Origin of the sequence: Actinomadura formosensis NBRC 14204 (genome assembly GCF_001552155.1) — a bacterium.
GTDB classification, from domain to species: domain Bacteria; phylum Actinomycetota; class Actinomycetes; order Streptosporangiales; family Streptosporangiaceae; genus Spirillospora; species Spirillospora formosensis.
The window spans coordinates 14,170-32,470 of the sequence record NZ_BCQQ01000084.1 but is presented as its reverse complement, the minus strand read 5'-3'; the positions used below and the strand labels follow the sequence as shown (position 1 = coordinate 32,470).

16 protein-coding genes are annotated in these 18,301 nt (G+C 72.4%); 9 read left to right on the top strand and 7 right to left on the bottom strand.

Translation table 11 applies throughout. From position 1 onward, the window contains the following. On the top strand, positions 1 to 871 hold an 871-nt coding region (locus tag AF1_RS21340), incomplete at its 5' end, for a carbohydrate ABC transporter permease (RefSeq protein WP_067802031.1). A gap of 91 nt (positions 872 to 962) precedes the next feature. Here AF1_RS21340 and AF1_RS21335 read toward each other — a convergent pair. Beyond that, positions 963 to 2,153 carry an ABC transporter ATP-binding protein gene (locus AF1_RS21335; protein WP_067802029.1) on the bottom strand — a complete coding sequence of 397 codons (1,191 nt, stop codon included), beginning with the start codon at positions 2,151 to 2,153 and terminating at the stop codon, positions 963 to 965. A 135-nt stretch (positions 2,154 to 2,288) separates the two neighbouring features. Here AF1_RS21335 and AF1_RS21330 point away from each other — a divergent pair, with 135 nt between their 5' ends. Both AF1_RS21330 and AF1_RS21325 read left to right on the top strand, forming a co-directional pair. Next, positions 2,289 to 3,311, top strand: a complete 1,023-nt coding sequence (locus AF1_RS21330) for a LacI family DNA-binding transcriptional regulator (RefSeq protein WP_067802022.1) — start codon at positions 2,289 to 2,291, stop codon at positions 3,309 to 3,311. Between the two features lie 72 nt (positions 3,312 to 3,383). Next, on the top strand, positions 3,384 to 3,824 hold the full coding sequence (locus AF1_RS21325) for an Lrp/AsnC family transcriptional regulator (RefSeq protein ID WP_207394023.1): 441 nt from the start codon (positions 3,384 to 3,386) through the stop codon (positions 3,822 to 3,824). A gap of 21 nt (positions 3,825 to 3,845) precedes the next feature. Here the strand turns inward: AF1_RS21325 and AF1_RS21320 are convergent, their stop codons facing one another. The 5 genes from AF1_RS21320 to AF1_RS21300 all read right to left on the bottom strand — a co-directional run bounded on the left by AF1_RS21320 (position 3,846) and on the right by AF1_RS21300 (position 9,631). Beyond that, positions 3,846 to 4,385: a DUF1707 and FHA domain-containing protein gene (locus tag AF1_RS21320; RefSeq protein WP_067802018.1), complete on the bottom strand. Its 540-nt coding sequence runs from the start codon at positions 4,383 to 4,385 to the stop codon at positions 3,846 to 3,848. Between the two features lie 151 nt (positions 4,386 to 4,536). Further along, entirely contained in the window at positions 4,537 to 5,796 is a 1,260-nt protein-coding gene (locus AF1_RS21315) for an acyl-CoA dehydrogenase family protein (RefSeq protein WP_067802015.1), read from the bottom strand. A 77-nt stretch (positions 5,797 to 5,873) separates the two neighbouring features. Further along, entirely contained in the window at positions 5,874 to 6,941 is a 1,068-nt protein-coding gene (locus AF1_RS21310; protein WP_067802013.1) for a DUF3616 domain-containing protein, read from the bottom strand. A gap of 61 nt (positions 6,942 to 7,002) precedes the next feature. Next, on the bottom strand, positions 7,003 to 8,175 hold the full coding sequence (locus tag AF1_RS21305; protein WP_242608780.1) for a cytochrome P450: 1,173 nt from the start codon (positions 8,173 to 8,175) through the stop codon (positions 7,003 to 7,005). 61 nt (positions 8,176 to 8,236) lie between these two features. Continuing rightward, positions 8,237 to 9,631 carry a KamA family radical SAM protein gene (locus AF1_RS21300; protein ID WP_067802004.1) on the bottom strand — a complete coding sequence of 465 codons (1,395 nt, stop codon included), beginning with the start codon at positions 9,629 to 9,631 and terminating at the stop codon, positions 8,237 to 8,239. Between the two features lie 143 nt (positions 9,632 to 9,774). On the opposite strand from AF1_RS21300, the gene kdd reads away from it, so the two are divergent. Beyond that, positions 9,775 to 10,833, top strand: coding sequence for an L-erythro-3,5-diaminohexanoate dehydrogenase (gene kdd, locus AF1_RS21295; protein ID WP_067802001.1), 1,059 nt, complete (start codon positions 9,775 to 9,777; stop codon positions 10,831 to 10,833). Positions 10,834 to 10,885: 52 nt separating this feature from the next. Beyond that, positions 10,886 to 12,217: a DUF2252 domain-containing protein gene (locus AF1_RS21290; protein ID WP_067801998.1), complete on the top strand. Its 1,332-nt coding sequence runs from the start codon at positions 10,886 to 10,888 to the stop codon at positions 12,215 to 12,217. Positions 12,218 to 12,232: 15 nt separating this feature from the next. On the opposite strand, the gene AF1_RS21285 is transcribed toward AF1_RS21290, so the two are convergent. After that, the gene (locus AF1_RS21285; RefSeq protein WP_084263185.1) at positions 12,233 to 13,825 is read right to left on the bottom strand and encodes a SpoIIE family protein phosphatase; all 1,593 of its coding nucleotides are present in this window, start codon (positions 13,823 to 13,825) and stop codon (positions 12,233 to 12,235) included. 99 nt (positions 13,826 to 13,924) lie between these two features. On the opposite strand from AF1_RS21285, the gene AF1_RS21280 reads away from it, so the two are divergent. The 4 genes from AF1_RS21280 to kal all read left to right on the top strand — a co-directional run bounded on the left by AF1_RS21280 (position 13,925) and on the right by kal (position 17,892). Continuing rightward, positions 13,925 to 14,725 (top strand): SAM-dependent methyltransferase, encoded by an 801-nt coding sequence (locus AF1_RS21280; protein WP_067801993.1) that lies wholly within the window; start codon positions 13,925 to 13,927, stop codon positions 14,723 to 14,725. A gap of 305 nt (positions 14,726 to 15,030) precedes the next feature. Beyond that, positions 15,031 to 16,653, top strand: coding sequence for a lysine 5,6-aminomutase subunit alpha (gene kamD / locus AF1_RS21275; RefSeq protein WP_067801990.1), 1,623 nt, complete (start codon positions 15,031 to 15,033; stop codon positions 16,651 to 16,653). Further along, a complete protein-coding gene (gene kamE / locus AF1_RS21270) occupies positions 16,650 to 17,504 on the top strand; it encodes a lysine 5,6-aminomutase subunit beta (protein ID WP_067801987.1) in 855 nt (284 codons plus the stop codon). The genes kamD and kamE overlap by 4 nt, the downstream gene beginning before the upstream one ends. After that, the gene (gene kal / locus AF1_RS21265) at positions 17,497 to 17,892 is read left to right on the top strand and encodes a 3-aminobutyryl-CoA ammonia lyase (RefSeq protein ID WP_067801985.1); all 396 of its coding nucleotides are present in this window, start codon (positions 17,497 to 17,499) and stop codon (positions 17,890 to 17,892) included. The genes kamE and kal overlap by 8 nt, the downstream gene beginning before the upstream one ends. Positions 17,893 to 18,301 lie beyond the last annotated feature (409 nt).

The window sequence follows — 18,301 nt, the reverse complement described above, 5'->3', positions numbered from 1 at the left end:
GCCGCGCCGCGGCCTGGCCGCCCGGATCGCCGGCCGGGCCGGTGGCGGCGCCGCGCAGGCGCTGCTGGTGCTGATCGCGCTGTTCTGGCTCGTGCCGACGCTCGGGCTGCTGGTCGCGTCGCTGCGCTCCAACGAGGACAACAACGCCGGCGGCTGGTGGGAGGTGTTCACCAAGCCGGCGCAGCTGACCCTGGAGTCCTATGGCTCGCTGCTGGACAAGGGCGACTTCGTCGACTCGTTCTGGAACACCGTGCTGATCACCGTCCCGGCGACCCTGCTGGTGGTGGTGATCGCCTCGCTGGCCGCCTACGCGTTCGCGTGGATGGAGTTCCCCGGGCGCGACTGGCTGTTCCTGCTCGTCGTGGCGCTGCTGGTGGTGCCGGTCCAGGTCGCGCTGATCCCGGTCGCCAAGCTGTACGGCCACATCGAGTTCGGCGGGTTCCACATGTTCGGGTCGGTCACCGGCGTGGTGCTGTTCCACGTCGCGTTCGGCCTGCCGTTCGCCGTCTTCCTGCTCCGCAACTTCTTCGCGGCGATCCCGCGGGACCTGCTGGAGGCGGCGCGGATGGACGGCGGCTCGGAGTGGACGATCTTCCGCCGGGTGATCTTCCCGCTGGGCGGCCCGGCGATCGCCTCACTCGGCATCTTCCAGTTCCTGTGGGTGTGGAACGACCTGCTGGTCGCGCTGGTGTTCGCCGACACCGGGTCGCAGCCGATGACCAAGTGGCTGCAGTCCCAGATGCGGCAGTTCACCGGCAACATCGACATCCTCGCGCCCGGCGCGTTCCTGTCGCTGATCGTCCCGCTGGTCGTGTTCTTCGCCTTCCAGCGCTACTTCGTCCAGGGCGTGCTGGCGGGTTCGGTGAAGTAACCCTCCCGGTTCGAACCTCGGCCACCGGGTCACGGGCCGGGCGGTCTGCGGCCGCCCGGCCCGAGCGGTTCCGGGGGGCGCGCCCCTGGGGTCACACGGCGAGGCCGCTGGAGGGGTCGAAGAAGTGCAGCCGGCGGGTGTCCACGGCGAGCTGGACGTCCTGTCCCGGCCGCACGTGCGAGCGGGAGTTGACACGGGCCGTCCACAGCGCCTTGTTGTCGGCGAGCGGGAGTGCCATGTCGCCGCCGTCCTCGGCGTCCTCGGCGAGGTCGGCGGTGTCCTTGTGCTCGACCGGCGGGGCGTCGATGGTGAAGATGACGTTGATCTCGCTGCCCAGCTCCTCGGTGACGCTGCTGCGCACCTCCATCGGCGCCCAGCCGGGGCCGGCGTGCGCGGCGTCCTCGAAGTCCGAGGGGCGGATGCCGAGGATGACCTTGCGGCCGATGTGGTCCCGCAGGCCCGGCTTGTCGTGGAGGGTCGCGGCCGGCACCGGCAGCGTGTACCCGGCGAAGCGGACCTGCGCGCCGTCGTCGCCGGAGGCGAGGTCGGCGAGGACGAAGTTCATCGCGGGCGATCCGATGAACCCGGCGACGAACAGGTTGACGGGGTTGTCGAACAGCCGCTGCGGGGTGTCGACCTGCTGCAGGACGCCCTCGCGCAGCACGCACACCCGCGACCCGAGCGTCATGGCCTCGACCTGGTCGTGCGTCACGTACACGGTGGTGACGCCGAGCCGCTCGTGCAGCTGGCTGAGCGAGGCGCGCATGGACACGCGGAGCTTGGCGTCGAGGTTGGACAGCGGCTCGTCCATCAGGAACGCCTGCGGTTCGCGGACGATCGCGCGGCCCATCGCGACGCGCTGGCGCTGCCCGCCCGACAGCGCGGCGGGCTTGCGGGACAGGAACTGCTCGAGGCCGAGCATCTTGGCGGCCTCGTGGACCTTCGCCTTGATCTCCGACTTCGGGGTGCCGCGCAGCTTGAGGCCGAACGCGAGGTTCTGCTCGACGGTCATGTGCGGGTAGAGGGCGTAGTTCTGGAAGACCATCGCGATGTCGCGGTCCTTGGGCGCGAGGTCGTTGACGACCTGGTCGCCGATGAGGATCTTCCCGCCGCTGATCTCCTCCAGCCCGGCGATCATCCGCAGCGCGGTGGACTTGCCGCAGCCGGACGGGCCGACCAGCACCATGAACTCGCCGTCCCGGATCTCCAGGTCGAGCCCGTCCACGGCTTTGACGCCGCCGCCGTACACCTTGTCGACCCGGTCCAGCACGATCTTGGCCATCGGCCCCCCATGGAAACGTTTTCACTGCCCCCTGCCGAGCAGGGGCTTTACGGTATTGAGGGGAGTAAACATCATGGAATCGTTTCCATGGGAGGTCGGACGCGGATAAGGTGATCGAAAACCCCGGGGGGCGGGATGACGCGCGGACGGCCGGCGACGATCAAGGATGTGGCCGCGTCGGCGGGCGTCGGCATCGCCACCGTGTCCCGGGTGTTCTCCGGAACCGGGTCGGTCGGCGCCGCCACCCGCGAGCGGGTGCTGGCCGCGGCCCGCGAGCTGGACTACCGGCCGAGCGCCCTCGGCCGCGGGCTGAAGCTGCGCCGCAGCGGCGGCATCGGGCTGGTCGTCCCGGACGTCACCGACCCGTTCCGCGCCGAACTGGTCGCGGGCGTGCTCGCCTGCGCCCGCAGCCTCGGCGAGCACGTCATCGTCGACGCCGCGCACGGCGACCCCGCCCGCGAGGCCGAGATCGTCGAGCGGCTGGTCGAGCAGCGGGTGGACGGGATCATCGCGGTGCCGGCCGGTGACCGGGCCGACTGGCGGGCCGCCGCCCGGGTGTGCTCCAGCGTCGTCTTCGCCGACCGGGTGCTGCCGGGGCTGCCGGAGATCCCGGCCGTCCTCGCCGACGACACCGGCGGCGTCCGGTCCCTCACCGAGTACCTCGCCGGGCTCGGGCACCGGCGCATCGGCTTCCTCGGCGGTGCCCCCGGCGCCGCCGCCGGGGTGCGCGAGCGCGCGTTCCGCGACACGCTCGCCCAGCTCGGCGTCCCCGTCGAGGAGGACCTGGTCGTCGCCGCCCGCCCGGCCCGCGACGCCGCCTACGCGGCCGCCGCCGGGCTGCTGCAGCGCCGCGCCGACGTCACCGCGATCCTGGCCGCCGGGCACCTGCTCGGGGAGGCGGCCGTGCTGGTGGCCCGCGAGCTGGACCTGCGGGTCCCCGCCGACGTGTCGATCGCGATGGTGGACGACGTGGCGTGGGCGGAACTGTGCGACCCGCCGCTGACCGCCGTCGCCCGTCCCGGCCACGACATCGGCTACCGCGCCTGTGAGCTGCTGCTGCGCGAGCCGGCCCGGCGCGGCAGGGGAGGGCCGGTGCTGCTGCCGACCGAGCTGGTGGTGCGCGGCAGCTGCGGCCCGCTGCGGCCCGCGCGCCGCTGAAACCGCCCGGATAACGCCGATCCGTGATCTATGGGGGCGCACGCCCCGTCTCCGGCACGCTACATTTCCCGCGTGGAGGAGATCGATCGTCAGATTCTGGCGCTGCTCGCCGACGACGGGCGGATGAGTTTCACCGACCTGGCCAAGGAGACGGGGCTGTCGGTGTCGGCGGTGCACCAGCGTGTCCGGCGGCTGCAGAAGCGCGGCGTCATCAAGGGGTTCGCCGCCCAGCTGGACACCCAGCGGATCGGGCTGCCGCTGACCGCGTTCGTGTCGATCAAGCCGATCGACCCGGCCGCGCCGGACGACGCCCCCGACCGGCTGGCGCATCTCCAGGCGATCGAGGCGTGCCATTCGGTCGCCGGCGAGGAGAGCTACATCCTCAAGGTGCGGGTCTCGTCGCCGAACGAGCTGGAGGACCTGCTCCAGAAGATCCGCGCCGCCGCGAACGTCGCGACCCGGACCACGGTCGTGCTCAGCACCCCCTGGGAGGCGCGCCGCCCGCCCCTGTAGCCGGGGGAGGCCGGGCGGGGGTCAGGGGGCGGTGGCGATGAAGACGGCGTTGCCGAAGCCGACCTCGTCGCCCGGCCGGAGCCGGGCCGGGCCGGTCAGCCGCCACCCGTTCACCCGGGTGCCGTTCATCGACCCGAGGTCGCAGATCGTCCAGCCTTCGCCGGCCGGGCAGATCTCGGCGTGGAACCGCGAGACGGTCAGGTCGGTGAGGACGAACTGGCAGGCCGGGGCCCGGCCGATGACGATGCGCCTCAGCTCGGCCGGCGGCAGCATGAACCGGGGCAGCCGCGGCGCCCGCCAGGCCGCCTCGATCCGCGCCGTCGCGTGCGACACCGATGAGATCAGGCCGGTCAGCCGGTCGACGACGCGGCTCGGCGGCGGCAGGTCGTGCACGATGTCGGCCAGCTCGGCCTGGCTGCGTGCCCGCAGCACCTGGTCGACACGGCGCTCGAAGGTGTCGTTCGACATCCGGCCCTCGGCCACGCGGTCGCTGAGGACGCGCAGGACCCGGTCCCGCTGTGTGTCGGACGCTCTCACCGGGAATGAGGGCTGACCGTCCATGGCTGTGAGTATCCAGTCCCCATCGTCGGCTGTCCAGAAAGGCCGTCTCGGTGGGGGTGGGTGATCGCCCTCGCCCACCCCCACCTGTTCGATGTCCGGCCGCCCGCGGAAGTTCGTTGCCGGCCGCGCCTTCCTGGATCCCTCGCCCGGGTCAGCGCGACAGCAGGTCGCGGGCGATGTGCGTCACCTGGATCTCGTCGGTGCCCGCGTAGATCTGGAACGACTTGGCGTCGCGGGCGAGCTGCTCGACGCGGTACTCGCTCATGTAGCCGTTGCCGCCGAACAGCTGCACCGCCTCCTGCGCGACCTCGCTGGCGGCCTGCGCCGCGTACAGCTTCATCGCCGACGCCTCGGCGAGCGTCATGGCGCGGCCGGCGCGCTGCATCTCGATGTGCCGGAACACCAGGTTCTGGACGTTGAGCCGCGCGACCTCCATCTTGGCCAGCTTCAGCTGGATGAGCTGGAAGTCGCCGATCCGCTGCCCCCACAGCTCGCGGGTCTTGGCGTACTCGACCGACAGCTTCAGGCACTCCTCGATGACGCCGAGGGCCATGGCCGCGACGCCGGCGCGCTCGGTGACGAAGTTCTGCTTCGCCGACTCCTTGCCGCCCTGCGTTCCGGACGCGAGGAGCCGGTCGGCTCCGGCGCGGACGTCGTTGAGGAACAGCTCGCCGGTGGGGGAGGAGTGCAGTCCCATCTTGCGCAGCGGCCTGCTCTGCTCCAGGCCCTCCATGCCCCGGTCGAGGACGAACGTGAGGATCTCCCGGTCGCGGGGGTCAGCGGAGGCCGAGCGAGGCTCTTCACTCGATGGGTGGTGGGCGGGGGCCGGAGAACGGTCGCCGTCGTCCAGCTTGCAATAGAAGACGATCGTGTCGGCGTAGGGGCCGTTGGTGATGAAGGTCTTGCTGCCGTTGAGGACGTACTCGTCGCCGACCTTCCGCGCGGTGGCCTGCATGCCCCCGAACGCGTCCGACCCGGAGTTCGGCTCGGTGATCGCCCAGGCGCCGACCTTCTCCATGGTGAGCAGGGGGAGCGCCCAGCGTTCCTTCTGCTCGGGTGTGCCGCGCTTCATGATCGTCCCGGCGGCGAGGCCGAGGCCGACGCCCATCGCCGACACCAGGCCGGGCGCGACCTTGCACAGCTCGATGACCGGCAGCATGGTCATCGCCGCGCCGCCGCCCGAGCGCTCCTCCGCGCCGTCCGCCCCGCCCTGCTTCTCCTTGGCGAGCCGGGCGTGGAAGGACGAGCGGGCCATCTCGTCCATCCCGAACGTCTTGTACATGTTGCGCAGCAGGTCGTACGGCGGGAGGTCGCCCGACTCCAGCGCGTCCAGGTTGGGCCGGACCTCCGCGTCGATCCAGCCGCGCACCGCGTCCCGGATCATCAGGTCTTCCTCGGACCACTCGATCATGCCCTGCCCCTTCGACTCCTGCCGGTTGCCGGGCCCATCCAAGCAGAGCGCGAAAGCGAGCGCTTATTCGGGTACCGCTAGCCGAGATCGACCACGTCCGCGAGGACGCCGCCCTCCGCGGTGAGGCGCGCGGGGGAGGGGCTGTCGTAGACGACCAGGAGGCGGGTGCCGGGCTCGTCGAGGACCGCGATGCCCTCGGCGTGGTCGTCGCCGTCGCCGTAGGGCAGGTCGCCGAGCGTCTCCAGTTCCCCGGCCGGAACGATCTCCGGGGCGTCGGCCTCGACCGCGTCCCGCCACCGCACGACCCGGACCGGGCCGTCGAGGTCCATGCTGGGGCCGGTGAGGATGAGCAGGTCGTCGCCGTGCGGGCACAGGTCGCGGATGCCGAGGCCGCCCAGGTCGAGGAAGTGCGTGCGGTAGCGGTCCCCGCCGTCGCCGACGGGCAGCAGCCGCAGCCGGCGCGGGTCGTCCGGATGGGTCTCGGGGCGGATCTCCACCAGTACGGCCCAGCCGCGCAGCACCGGCCCGCGCAGCCCGATGTAGAGGCGGTCGCCGTGCGCGGCGATGCCCTCGATGTCGATGCCGTTGTCCTTGCTCGGGATGGACAGGAACGGCGCGAGGTGCGGGTCGCCGGTGAGCAGGTCGGTGATCGAGTCCTTGTCCAGGCCGAGGACGGCGGCGGTGCGGTCCCCGTCCGCGCGGACGACGCGGGGCAGCCCGTCGTCGCCGGTGACCAGGGGGAGCCGGGCGAGGATGAAGCGGTTGTCCTCGCGGACGACGGTGGCCAGCCGCTTGCGCGCCTTCGCCCCGCTCTGCCCCGGCTTGATCTTCTTGCGCTTGAGGCTGTGCGAGCCGACCGCCCACAGCCAGCCGTTCGACCGGGCGAGCCCCTCGATGTCGGCCTCCTCGTCGGGCCCGGCGGGCAGCGGGACGAGGTCGGCGAGCGCGACCGTGGCCTGCCCCTCGTAGCCGGTGACGCGGCCGTCCCCGTCCAGGACGGCGGTGAGCCGCTCGATGGTGGCCGTCTCGTCGCCCGCGACCCACAGGCAGCGGCCGTCCTGGCGTACGGCGGACAGGTTGGTGTGCGTCTCGGCTTCCCGGCTTTCCAGCCCGAAGCGCAGCTCGACCCGGCGTTCCACGATCATTGCGACATATTCCCATATCCGGAGTGCCCGTTTGGACGGGGGACAGGGCCTGAACTGGCCTTCAGCGGTCCCAGCGGACGTCCAGGCGCGGCGGTTTGCGGAACACCAGCCCGCGCGGGCGCGCCGGGCGGTCCGGGTCAAGACGCAGCCCGGGGAGCCGGCCGAGCAGCGCGGTGAGGGCCGCGCGGGTCTCCAGCCGGGCGAGGGGGGCGCCGAAGCAGAAGTGCGGGCCGTGCGCGAACGCCAGATGCGCGGCGGCGTTGTGCCGCCGCACGTCGAAGCGGCCGGGGTCGGGGAAGACGGCCGGGTCGCGGTTGGCGCCGGCGATCGACACCCGCACCAGGTCGCCCGCGCGGACCGGTGTCCCGCCGAGGTCGGTGTCGCGGGTGGCGTACCGGTCGACCACGGCCGCCGGCGGCTCCAGCCGCAGCGACTCCTCGACCGCCGCCGGCAGCAGGCCGGGGTCGTCCAGGACGAGCCGCAGCTGATCGGGGTGCCCGAGCAGGTGCAGCGCGGCGTTGGCGATCATGCCCTCGGTGGTGTCGATGCCGCCGAACATCAAGATCGCGGAGTTCGCGACGAGTTCGGCGGTGGTCAGCCCGGCCTCGTCGCGGGCGGCCTCGGCCAGCAGCGACCCGGGACGGGACGCGGTGATCGCGTCCTCGACCGCCGCGGTGAGCAGCCGGTACGCCTCGGCGGCGCGTTGCGGGGCGGTGCCGCCCGCGGTGATGGCGGACACCGCCTCGACGAACGCGCCGTACCAGGAGCGGACGACCGCGGCGTCCACGCCGTCCAGCCCCAGGGCCTCGGCGACGACCGCGACGGCCAGCGGCCCCGCCAGCTCGCCGCGCAGTTCGGCCCGGCCCGCGGGCGCGAGGGCGGCCACCAGCCGGGCGGCCTCGGCCTCGGCGAACGCGGTGAACCGCTCGCGGGTCCGCGCGGGACGCAGCGGCCGTGCGAACGGGTCGCGGTGCCGGGTGTGGGCGGGGCCGTCCAGCGACAGCATGCTCGGCCCGACGACCTGGGCGGTGGAGAAGCGCGGGTCGTCCACGGTGAAGGTGCCCGCGTCGCGCAGCACCCGCAGCGCCAGGGCGCGGGACGTCACGAGCCGGCCGCCGAGCGCCGGGATCCAGGCGGCCGGCTCGTGCTCCCGCAGCCGCGCGAGGTGCGGATGCGGGTCGTCCTCCAGGTCGGCGGCGGTCAGGTCGGCGGCGGTCAGGCCGGATGTGGTCACCCGTCCGAGGATATTCCGCCGCATTCCTGATCTACAACGTAAAGGCGCCGGTCGTGGCGCGTCAGGCGATCCCGGAACGTTCCCGCCACCACTCCTGCCCCTCCTCCGGCAGCGTGTAGATCGGGTCGTGGTACTCGTACCGGCGGGTCAGCGCGTCCGGGTCGGACAGCTCCAGTCCGGTGCGGTAGTTCTTCGTCCAGTAGGAGATCCCGCGCTCGCGGTCGTAGTCGGCGAGCTGGTGCACCCACCGCTTGCCGACGTAGGGGACGTCGCAGACGATCCGCGGGGTGGCGAAGCCGGGCAGGTAGCCCATGATCGCGTGCTGCAGTTCCTGCGCCTCCCAGACCGCGAGCCGCCAGTGCTCACTGTTCGGGATCATGTCGCACATGTACAGGTAGTACGGCAGGATCCCGGCCTCGTCGAGCAGCGCGAACGACAGGTCGAGCAGCGCGTCCGGGGCGTCGTTGACCCCGCGCAGCAGCACGCCCTGGTTGCGGACGTCGCGGATGCCGGTGTCGAGCATCGCGCGGGCGGCCTTCGCGACCAGCGGGGTCACCGACTGGGCCGCGTTGACGTGGGTGTGGATCGCGATCTGCGCGCCGCGCTCGTGCGCCTTGCGGGCCAGGCGCTCCATGCCGGCGCGGACGTCGTCCTGCAGCCAGTGCTGCGGCAGGCCCATGAGCGCCTTGCTGGCCAGGCGGATGTCGCGGATGTTGTCGATGTCCAGCAGGGAGCCGACGAACGACTCCAGCCGCGCCCAGGGCAGGTTGGCGACGTCGCCGCCGGACACGACCACGTCGCGGACGCCGGGGGTACGGCGCAGGTAGTCGAGCATGGCGCCGAGCCGGTCCGGCGGCTTGATGGTGAACTTGTGCTTGTCGACGTTCGGGGTGGAGTTGCCGACCAGGTCCATGCGGGTGCAGTGGCCGCAGTACTGCGGGCATGTCGGCAGGAGTTCGGCGAGCACCTTGGTGGGGTAGCGGTGGGTGAGGCCCTCGACCGCCCACATCTCGGCCTCGTGCAGCGAGTCGCGGGAGGCGTGCGGGTGGGACGGCCAGTCGGTGCGCCGGTCGCTGAAGACCGGCAGCATGTAGCGCCGCACGGGGTCGGCGTGGAAGGCGGCGGTGGAGGAGCAGTCCATCGTGTTGAGCATCTGCGGCGGGACCAGCATCGACATCGTGGCGCGCTCGGCCTGGTCGCGTTCGAGGTCGGCGTAGAAGGACTCGTCCAGCAGGTCGCCCATGACCTGGCGGAGCTGCCGCAGGTTCTTCACGCAGTGGGCGCGCTGCCACTGTGCCGACTCCCATTCGTCCTGCGTGACGTCCCGCCACCCCGGCAGGCGCCGCCAGTCCGGTTCCTGCAGCGGCCGGCGCCGGTAGGCGTACGGCTGGCGCGCGGTCTCGTCGGACCCGGATGCGCCGGATGGGGCCGCGTCCGGGTGCAGGGCTGTGGTCATCGTCGACCGCCTCCTCGCCTCACATTGATCGCATAAAACTCTTGTATGACGCCGACGGTACGGGAAGACTTTCGATCAAACCAGAGGTGTCCTGTACATCTTGCGCTACATCGACGGGTTTTCGGAAGAGAGGCGGGCACGAGATGACCAACGGCGGGGGGATCGGGACGGACACGGGGACGGCCGTGGGGCTGCACCGGGTGCTGGAGCCGAAGGGCGTGCTGCCGCAGGCCGCGCACCGGCTCGACACCGACCCGGGGATCCGGCCCGACGAGGTCCGCATCGGCGTCGAGCGGCTCAACCTGGACGCCGCGTCCTACCGGCAGCTGCACACCGCGCACGGCGGCGACCCCGACGCGATCCGCGCCGAGGTGCTGCGGATCATCGGTGAGCGCGGCAAGATGCACAACCCCGTCACCGGGTCGGGCGGCATGCTCGTCGGCGTCGTCGAGGAGGCCGGGCCGCAGTCGCCGCTCGGCCTGAAGCCCGGCGACCGCGTCGCCACCCTCGTCTCGCTCACCCTCACCCCGCTGGCGATCACCGATGGCCTGGCCGGCTGGGACGGGCGGTCCGAGCAGGTGCCCGCGCGCGGCCACGCGATCCTGTTCGCCCGCTCGATCGCCGCCGTCCTGCCGGACGACCTGCCGGTGCCGCTGGCCCTGGCCGTCATGGACGTGTGCGGCGCGCCCGCCCTCACCGCGCGGGTCGTCGCGGCCGGGGACGCCCCGTCGGTCGCGGTGCTGGGCGCGGCCGGCAAGTCCGGCTGCCTGGCGCTGGCCGCCGCGCGCCGTGCCGGCGCGTCCCGTGTGATCGGGCTGGTCCCCACCGCCGAGGAGGAGGACCACCTCACCGCGTCCGGGCTCGCCGATGCCGTCGTCCGCGCCGACGCCCGCGACCCGGTGGCCGTCGCCGCCGCGATCGGGGAGCCGGTGGACGTCACCGTCGTGTGCGTGGACGTGCCGGGCTGCGAGCACGGCGCGATCCTCGCCACCGCCGCCGGCGGCACCGTCGTGTTCTTCTCGATGGCGACCTCGTTCCCGGCCGCCGCGCTCGGCGCCGAGGGGCTCGCCGCCGACGTCACGATGCTCATCGGGAACGGCTACGTCCCCGGGCACGCCGAGACCGCCCTTGACCTGGTGCGGACGATACCGGCCGTCCGCGCGCTGTTCACCTCCCGGACGGGTCCGGATTCGGCACAATGACCCGGAACGCCCCGGCAGCGGCGGGGCTCACCCGATCATCGAGGGAGACAGAATGGCGAGCATCACCGAGGAACTGCGCGGGCGGGATCCCAAGGAGCGCCGGGCGCAGATCGTCGACGTCCTGGTCGACGCGTTCTCGGACCTGATGGAGCGCAGCCCCGCCGAATTCCGCCGCCGCTTCCGCAAGATGGCCTCCGACCCGTTCGCGTTCTACCGGGGCAGCGCCTGCCTGTTCTACGCCGACATCGTCCACGACGACGACCCGTGGGCCGACGAGCGCACGTCCCGCGTGTGGATCCAGGGCGACCTGCACGCGCAGAACTTCGGCACCTACATGAACGACGACGGCGTGTTCATCTTCGACGTCAACGACTACGACGAGGCCTACGTCGGCCACTTCACCTGGGACGTCAAGCGGCTCGTCGCGAGCCTGGCGCTGCTGGCCTGGCAGAAGGCGATCTCCGACGCCGACATCCGCCGGCTCATCGAGGCCTACGTGCGCGCCTACGTCGACCAGGTCCGGCACTTCGCCGCGCACGACGACGACGAGAAGTTCGCGCTGACCCTCGCCACCACCGACGGCTACGTCCGGGACGTGCTCGTCGCCGCGATGAGCGGCACCCGGATCGAGCTGCTGAAGGACATGACGGTCGTGGACGGGGCCGACCGCCGGTTCCGCGACCGGCCCGGCGTCCGCCGCCTCGGCGCCGAGGAACGCGCCCGGGTCGAGGCCGCCTACCAGGGGTACCTGGCCACCATCCCGAGCGAGAAGCGGTTCGGCAGCCTCACCTACGAGGTCAAGGACATCGTGGGCGCGTCCGGGTTCGGCATCGGGTCGGCCGGGCTGTCGGCCTACAACATCCTGGTGGAGGGCAACACCCAGGCGCTGGAGAACGACGTCATCCTGTCGATGAAGCAGGGCAACGTCGCCGCGCCCAGCCGCGTCGTCGACGACCCGCGCATCCGCGAGTACTTCCAGCACCACGGGCACCGCACCGCCGTGTCGCGGCGCGCGCTGCAGGCCAACAGCGACCCGTGGCTCGGCCACACCCAGATCGACGGCGTCGGCTACGTCGTGCAGGAGCTGTCCCCCTACGAGGAGGACCTGGACTGGGGCGGCCTCACCGAGCCGGAGGACATGCTGTCGGTCCTGGACGACCTCGGCCGCGCCACCGCCAAGGTCCACTGCGTCTCCGACACCGACTCCGACCACACCCTGGTCGGCTTCCAGGTCGAGGACGCCATCCACGCGGTGATCGGCCCGGACGAGTCCGCGTTCGTCGAGGCGATGGTCGCGTTCGGCACCCAGTACGCCGAGATCGTCCGGCAGGACCACGCCTACTTCGTGGACGCGTTCCGCAATCACGAGATCCCCGGCCTGTAAGGCGGGGCCGCCGGGTCAGCGGGCCGGGCGGATCAGCAGGAGGGCGATGTCGTCGTGGCCCCGCTGGTCGGCCAGCAGGGTCAGGACGCCGTCGGCGGTCTCCTCCAGCGAGTCCGCCCGCGAGGCGGTCAGCGCGGACGCCAGCCGGGCGATGCCCTCGTCGACGCTGCGCAGGCGGCTCTCCACGAGGCCGTCGGTGTAGAAGGCGAGGACGGCGCCCGGCGGGATCCGCGCCGACACCTGCCGGTACTCGGCCGGGTGCGCGGGGTCGGACACCCCGAGCGGCAGCCCGTGCGGGACGGTGAAGTGCCGCGCCGTCCCGTCGGGCAGGGCCAGCAGCGGCGGCGGATGCCCCGCGCACGCCAGCTCGCAGCGCAGCGTCGCCGGGTCGCACACCAGGCACTGGCAGGTCGCGAACTGCGCGGCGTCCAGGTCCTGCGCGATCGCGTCGAGCCGCTCCAGCACCTCGCCGGGCGGGAACTCGCAGCTGGCCAGGGTGTGCGCGGCGACCCGCAGCTGCCCCATCGCCGCGGCGGCGGTGACGCCGTGCCCGACCGAGTCGCCGATCACCACCGCGACCTTGTCGCCGGGCAGCGGCACCACGTCGTACCAGTCGCCGCCGACGCCGCTGCGGGCGGGCAGGTAGCGGTGCGCGATCTCCAGGCCGGGCGGGACGGTGATGCCGGCCGGCAGCAGCCCGGCCTTCAGCGTGGTCGCGGTGCGGTGCTCGCGCCGGTACAGGCAGGCGTTGTCGACGCACGTCGCGGCGCGTCCGGCGAGCTCGGAGGCAAGCGCGGTGTCGGCGGCGGTGAACGGCGGCCGGTCGCGTTTGCGGCTGAACACCGCGAACCCGAGCGCCCGGCCCCGCGCCACCAGCGGCAGCGCCAGCAGCGACACGTGGTCGAGGAGCCCGTCCAGCACGCGGCCGGTGCGGTGCGCCATCGTGTCCTGGACGGCCTCGCCGCCGAACTCGATCATGGTGCCGGTGGTGAGGCAGCGGGCGTAGGGGGTGGACGGCGGGTAGACGATCACCTCGTTGACGGGGAATTCGCGGGACCAGTCGCGCGGGTCGTCCTCGGCGAACGCCACCGCGAGGCGCCGCACGACGGCCGAGCCGTCGGCCTCCGCGGCGGGGTGGTCGTCGTCGGCGAGGAGCCGTTCCAGGACGTAGATGGCGCCGGCGTCGGCGAACCGGGGGACGGTGACGGCGACGATCTCGCGGGCGGTCAGGTGCAGGTCGAGGGTGGAGCCGATGCGGCGGCCCGCCTCGTTCAGCAGGTCCAGGCCGCCCGCCCACGGCGGCGACACGGTCAGCGCGACGGCGGTGCCGCCGTCCTCACGGATCATCGGGTCGCACAGGACGGACACGCCGCCGTCCGACAGCGGCAGCACACCGGACCAGGAGCGGCCGGAAGCGGCCGGTTTCAGCGCGGTCGCCAGGGGCTCGGCCGCGGCGGGCCGGCCGAGTAACTCGGGCAGGCTGGTGCCGACCGCCTCACCCGCGCCGCGGCCGAACAGGCGTGCCGCGCCCTCGCTCCACCCGATGATCCTGCCGCCGGGGTCGAGCAGGACGGTCACCGGTCCCGGTCCTGGGGGTCGATCGGACATCGGTCCTCACTGTCCCTTATCCGGGGACGCCCGGCGAGGCTCGGCGTTACGCTGAACCCGCCCCGCGGACGCACCCCTCGGTCAAAAGGGAGACGATGCATGGACTCCGAGTGGTTCCCACCCGAGGTCGACAGTCAGAGACCAAGCGTCGCACGGGTGTACGACTTCCTGCTCGGCGGAGCGCACAATTTCGCGTCCGATCGTGATCTCGCCACCGGGCTGCTGCGGGTCGAGCCGCAGGCGCGGGAACTGGCCCGCGCGAACCGGGCCTTCCTGCGCCGCGCGGTGCGCACCCTCGCCGGGGCGGGCATCGCGCAGTTCGTCGACATCGGGTCGGGCATCCCGACACAGGGCAACGTGCACGAGATCGCGCGCGGCGTGAACCCGGACGCGCGGGTGGTGTACATCGACAACGATGACGTCGCCGTCGCGCACAGCCGCACGATCCTGGCGGGCGACGACCAGAGCGCGATCCTGCAGGCCGACATGCGGCGGCCGGCGGACATCCTCGCCGCCCCGGAGCTGAAACGGCTGATCGATTTCACCGAGCCGGTGGCGTTCCTGCTGGTGGCGGCGCTGCACCTGGTCAAGTCCGAGGAGGACCCGGAGGGCATCGTCGAGGCCCTGCGCGAGGCCGCCGCCCCCGGCAGCCACCTGGTGATCTCCCATCTCACCCATGAGGCGCAGCCGGGCAAGGCCGCCGCGATCGGCAAGCTGTACGACCGGGCCACCTCCCCGGCGGTGTCCCGGTCGCACGCGGGGATCCTGCGGTTCTTCGACGGCTGGGAACTGCTCGACCCGGGCCTGGTGTACCTGCCGCTGTGGCGTCCGGACGAGGGCGAGACCGTCGAGAACCCCGAGCGTTTCCTGGGCTTCGGCGGGGTGGCCCGGCTGCCCTGACCGTCCCCTCGGCGGGGGAACGCGATGGGCGTGCCGATGGCCGCGCAGTGAACGATCAGCCCCTTGCCGGTCCAGGGGCGGTGACTCTGGGTGATTACTTTTTCGCTGATCGTCGCCTTCTTGGGATTTCGGGGTCCGCCGCCCGGCGGTGGCGGGCCCGGCCGGCCGGGGAAGGCGACGGAGATGTGCTGCTAGTTCTTGTGAAATACGGTGGTCATGCCGGAAGATCTCCCGTAGAGAACTCGCTACGGCGGATGATTGTTCGGACCGGCCTGAGAAGGGCGGCTGCGTGAGGGGAGACGGCGATGGGGCCGCAGGGAAAACTGGACCTCGACCCGGAAGTGGTGCGCACCGCCCGGCGGCTCGCCGCCCGTGCCGCGGAACCGATCATCCGCATGGCCCGCTCCCACACGACCGTCTCGGTCGAGCGGGCGCTGCTGCGCCTCGCCGGCCTCACCGGCGCCGACGATGAGGGACGCCCCTGGGTCAACCACCTCGCCGACACCGTCCGCGACCAGGTCGGCCTGGAGCACGGCGTCGCCCTGCCGGTCTGGGACGCGCTGCTGACCGGCCCGCACGGCTCCCTGCGCGACCTCGCCGAGGCCGCCGCCCGGGGGCGGGCGTCGTTCCGGCTCCCGTCCGGGACCGACGCCGCCCACGCCCGCAAGGCCGCCGGTGAGGCCGCCCGCGGCGGCATGGGCCGCATCGACCGGCGCCGCGCCGAACGGGACCGGCTGCTCGCCGAGCTTCCCACCCCCGACATGGCCGGCCCGCCGCGGCCGCTGGTGTATCTGATCGTGGCGACCGGCGACATCTACGAGGACATCCCGCAGGCCCAGGCCGCCGCCCGCGAGGGCGCCGACGTCGTCGCGGTGATCCGCTCCACCGGCCAGTCGCTGCTGGACTTCGTTCCCGAGGGCGCCACCCGCGAGGGCTACGCCGGCACCTACGCCACCCGGGAGAACTTCCGGCTGATGCGCTCGGCGCTGGACGAGGTGTCCCGCGAGCTGGGCCGCTACGTGCGGCTGACGAACTACGCCTCCGGGCTGTGCATGCCGGAGATCGCGACGCTGGCCGGGCTGGAGCGCCTGGACATGATGCTGAACGACTGCATGTACGGCATCATCTTCCGCGACATCAACCCGCGCCGCACGTTCATCGACCAGCGGTTCTCCCGGCAGATCCACGCCCGCGCCGGCATCGTCATCAACACCGGCGAGGACAACTACCTCACCACCGCCGACGCGGTCGACGCCGCGCACACCGTGATCGTCAGCCAGCTGCTCAACGAGCGGTTCGGGCACGAGGCGGGCCTGGCCGACGCCCAGCTCGGCCTCGGCCACGCCTTCGAGATCAACCCGGCGGTCCCCGAGTCGTTCCGGCTGGAGCTCGCGCACGCCCAGCTCGTCCGGGAGCTGTTCCCCGGCGCGCCGCTGAAGTACATGCCGCCGACCAAGCACATGACCGGCAACATCTTCGCCGGCTACCTGCTGGACGCCTTCTTCAACCTCGCCGGGGTGCTGACCGGGCAGTCGATCATCCTGATCGGGATGATGACCGAGGGCATCCACACCCCGTGGCTGTCGGACCGCGACCTGGCGCTGGAGAACGTCCGCTACGTCCGCGACGCGTGCGGGAACCTCGCCGAGGACTTCATGCCCCGCCCGGACGGGATGCTCGTCCAGCGCGCCAAGCGGGTCCTGTCGGAGTCGGTGGAGCTGCTGGAGCGCATCGAGGGCGACGGGCTGCTCACCGCGATCGCCGAGGGCACGTTCGGCGTCACCCGCCGCCCGCCCGACGGCGGCAAGGGACTGGACGGCGTCGTCCCCCGCGCCGACGGCTACTTCAACCCCGCCATCGAGATCCTCGACACCGAGGACCCGCACGCCGCGGCCCGCGCCGCCACCGACCAGGAGGTGCCCGCATGACCGTCGAGAGCCCCGGAACCGGCGCACAGGCCCCCACCGAGCCCGCCGACACCCGCCAGGTCATCCGCCCCTACGGCGACACCACCGGCGACGGCATGGTGCAGATGTCGTTCACCCTGCCCGTCCCCGCCGGCAAGCGCGCCGAGGCCGCCGCCCTGCAGCTCGCGGGGAAGATGGGCCTGGACCCCGCCAGCGTCGTGCACGCCAAGCCGATGGGCCCCGACTTCACCTTCTTCATCGTGTACGGGAAGGTGCGGCATCTGATCGACTACGCCTCCATCCCCGTCCCGGAGGAGCGCGCCTACCCGCTGCTGAGCTCCCAGGAGGTGAACCTCGCGATCCGGCGCACGCTGAACCGGCGGCTGGTCGTCGTCGGCGCCTGCATCGGCACCGACGCCCACACCGTCGGCATCGACGCGATCCTCAACGTCAAGGGGTTCGCGGGGGAGAAGGGCCTGGAGTACTACCGGGAGATCCAGGTCGTGAACATGGGCGCCCAGGTCACCGTCGCCGAGCTGGTGGAGCGCGCCAAGGCCGAGAACGCCGACGCCGTCCTGGTCTCCCAGGTCGTCACCCAGCGCAACGCGCACCTGCACAACACCAAGCAGATGGCCGCCGCGTTCCACGCCGAGTACCCGACCGCGGTCGCCGGCGGGATGGGACGGCCGCTGCTGGTGGTCGGCGGCCCCCGGTTCGACACCGTCACCGAGGCCGACCTCGGCGTCGACCGCATCTTCGGCAAGGGCACCACGCCCGCCGAGGTGGCCAGCTACCTCGTGCATGCGCTGCTGCCCGGCCAGAACGGCGACACCGGCGACACCGGTGAGATCGGAGAGGACGACGATGAGTGATCCGCGTGAGGGGACGACCGTCACCCACCGCCGCTACATTCCCTACTCGCACGCCCACTACGCCGGGAACCTGGTCGACGGCGCCTACGTGCTCGGGCTGTTCGGGGACGTGGCGACGGAGCTGTGCGTCCGCACCGACGGCGACGAGGGCCTGTTCGCGTCCTACTCCGACGTCCAGTTCCGCGCGCCGGTCAAGGCCGGGGACGTCCTGGAGACCACCGCCGTGCTGACCCGCGCCGGCACCCGCAGCCGCGCGATGGCGTTCGAGGCGCGCGTGGTGTGCCGGGGCCGCCCCGACAAGGGCGAGTCGGCCGCCGAGGTGCTGGCCGAGCCGATCGTCGCGGTCACCGCGACCGGGACGGTCGTCGTCCCCCCGCCGGGCGGCTGAACCGGCCCGCCACGCCATGATCACGATGCCCGGCGGGGAATTCCCCCGAGCATCGTGATCATGGCGTTGAGCTGCGGTGACAGGGAGTCACCGCAGAACATGAGGCGGTTGACAAGGGCCTGGAAGCCGGTAGTTTTGCTGCAGTCCAGCACGGGACTCACCGATCGGCCGCGCGAGGCGCCGCCGGGCACCGCAGCACGACGGGGACGGGGATCACGCGAGTGGTCGGCATCGTGCCCGCCTCAGCCAGTGCGGTGATCCGGGACCGGGCCCGGGCGGAACCACACGATCGCGCGGGGGGTTGGACCCGGGAAGGGCCCGGACATCCAGTAGAAAACGGAGCCTCGCTCTCACCGCCTGTGGGACGACTCCGGCCCGACGGATGTCGCGGGCCCTCTTCCGTGTCCGA